The organism is Candidatus Magnetobacterium casense (genome assembly GCF_019173545.1).
GTDB lineage: Bacteria > Nitrospirota > Thermodesulfovibrionia > Thermodesulfovibrionales > Magnetobacteriaceae > Magnetobacterium > Magnetobacterium cryptolimnobacter.
This window is the reverse complement of record NZ_JABXWD010000417.1, coordinates 1-2779: the sequence shown is the minus strand read 5'-3', so window position 1 is coordinate 2779 and position 2779 is coordinate 1. Positions and strand designations below refer to the sequence as shown.

Genomic DNA, 2779 nt, shown 5'->3' with positions numbered 1-2779 from the left:
AAATGTACCTTGACGAAGGCAAGTCCAAAGAAGAGCTGCCCTCTATGCCCCCACAGATTGCCAAACTCCTGGGAAGGTGCTTTGAGGAAGACATCTTTAGGCGTCCCGACAGCATGGCCGAAATAGCACAGATATTGATCGGTATCTACAGGAATGTCACCGGAATGGAGTATCTGCGTCCAACACCCGTCATCAGCAAGGCCACGGCAGACAGCCTCAATAACAGGGCAGTGTCGCTGCTTGACCTTGGCAGGGACGACGAGGCAGAACGACTCTGGATGGAAGCCGTCAAGCTCGAACCACATCATCCGGAGTCTACGTACAACCTTGGCTTGCTCATGTGGCGCAACGCAAAGGTCTCCGACAACAATCTTATCAAGGAAATGGAAGAGGTGCAGAGGTCCCACGTGGATGACTGGAGGGGGAGCTATCTGCTTGCCCAGATGCATCTGGAGCGTGACGATTGCAGCGCTGCCATCCGTGTGTTGTCAGACCTTAGCGATGTGTATCTCCAAAGGGACGATGTCAGGGCTGCCTATACCGAGGCCGAGGAGCGCCTTGGCAACTCAAGGCGCCTCTTAAGTACCATCAGCGAACACGACGACGCCATTACCAACGTGTGCCTCAACAATGACGGCAGTATCGGACTCTCTGCCAGCCGTGACTCACTCCTCAAGCTCTGGAACACGAAAACGGGGGAGTGTCTGCAGGTATTCTTTGGCCACTTGGGGGCCGTGACCGCGGCCTATCTCACCCCCGATGCACGCTATGTCATCTCCGGGGGGGTTGACAAGACTGTACGCGTCTGGGACGCCTCCACCGGATACTGCCTCCACACGCTCAAAGGACACAACGGCCCGGTGATGAGCGTACACATAGACAAGGACGCCAAACATCCACTCTCCGGAAGCGAAGACGGGACCACCATGATGTGGGACCTGGCTTCGGGACATTACTTTCGCTCCTTTGGCAATCACAAGGGCGGCGTCTGCTCCGTCCTGACAGGCATTACACCCAAGAACGTTTTCTCTGCCGGAAAGGATAGCCTCATCAGGCTCTGGGAGGTTGATACCTTGCGCTGCATACACATATTCAAGGGACACACCGCCACGGTCAACTCCATATCGATCAGTCAGGATGGCGAAACCATGATATCGGGCAGCTCCGACAAGACCGTAATTCTGTGGGACGTATCATCAAAGAGCGCCATCAGAACCTTATCCGAGCACGTTGACGTGGTAACTTCGGTTGTCCTGAGTTGGGGGGGGAGGACTGCACTGTCCGGGAGCATGGATAAAACCGTTAAACAGTGGGACGTCTCAACCGGCAGGTGTCTGCGAACCTTTGAATCCGACAACGATGGCATATCATCGGTCTATATGAGCATGGATGGCAAGCTGGCCATATCGGGCAGCAACGATGGCACTATCCACATATGGCAGATCGACTCCGACAGACAATCCTACCAGGCCCCGATGATGCTGTCGCAGGTGCTCAAGAGCGAAACGGCATTTTCGGCGATGATGTTCTACGGCAAGGAGTTGGCCGATGCACAGAGGGCGCAGATGCTCGGTGATTTTGCCAAAACCGCTCTGCACATCCAAAAGGCTCGGCAACAGAAGGGATACAGTCGTGCCGCAGAGGCCATAAACATATGGAAAGGTCTCTATACCCGCTTCCCACGTACCGGACTCACCGGGGCATGGGAGGGGGCAACGCTTAAAGAGCATGATGGTGCGGTCAACGCCGTCTCTATCGATGACAGGGGCAGGTACCTGTTGTCGGCCGGCTCCGATGGTACGGTGAAACTATGGGATATAGAGCAGGGGTACTGCATACGTACCTTTAAGTCGCATACGGGGTCTGTGCTCTGTGTGGTGTTAAGCGCAGATGGTGAGCTTGCCCTCTCCGGCAGTGCCGACTCCACGATCAGGTTATGGGAGACGTCTCGGGAGCGTGAAAAGCGCTCATTCCGGGGACACGTAGGGCCGGTCAGGGGGATTTGCATGAGCAGAGACGGTCGCCTGGCGCTGTCATCCGGCAGCGATGGCACCCTGAGGATTTGGGATATCAACACGGGCAGGGAGTTAAAGAAATTTGAGGGCCACGATGGCGCCGTAAATTCCGTGAGTCTTTGTCTGGATGGCAGGTTTGCCATATCCGGCGGCGCCGATAACAGGATAAACCGTTGGGAGATTGCGGGGTTTATGAAGAGCCTCAATACGTTTCAGGGCCACTATGGCAACGTACTGTCGGTCTATCTCAGCCACGATGGCAAGGTGGCGGTATCGGGCAGCGAGGACAAGACCGTCAAGGTATGGGATGTATCCACGGGCCAGTGCGTAAAGACGCTTGAGGGACACATTGCACCGGTTACCTGTGTGCATATGACCCTTGATGGCGCCTACATTCTCTCAGGCAGCCTCGATAACACGATCCGCCTGTGGAATACTAAATCCGGGGTGTGTGTGCGAGTCTTCCAGGGACACCTGCACGCCATCCAGTCCGTGTTCATGAGCAGGGATGGCCGGATGGCGGCATCGGCCAGCGAAGATGGCAGCATCAAGCTCTGGGTGCTCGATTGGGAGCTTAATACCAGGCAAGTTAAGGATTGGGACGTGGCTGCAAACGCCTACCTCGATATATTCCTGACCAATCACACCCCGTATATTGACAAGCTAACCAGGAGAGGACAGCCCATATGGAATAGCACAGACCTTGAAGACCTGATGTTTATGCTGGGGTGTGCCGGCCATGGTCATCTCTCCGCAGGGAGTGT

The 2779-nt window shown here is 55.5% G+C and carries 1 protein-coding gene; it reads left to right on the top strand.

Annotation, left to right across the window (positions count from 1 at the left end):
• On the top strand, positions 1-2779 hold a 2779-nt coding region (locus HWQ67_RS15735), incomplete at both ends, for a hypothetical protein (protein ID WP_218253634.1).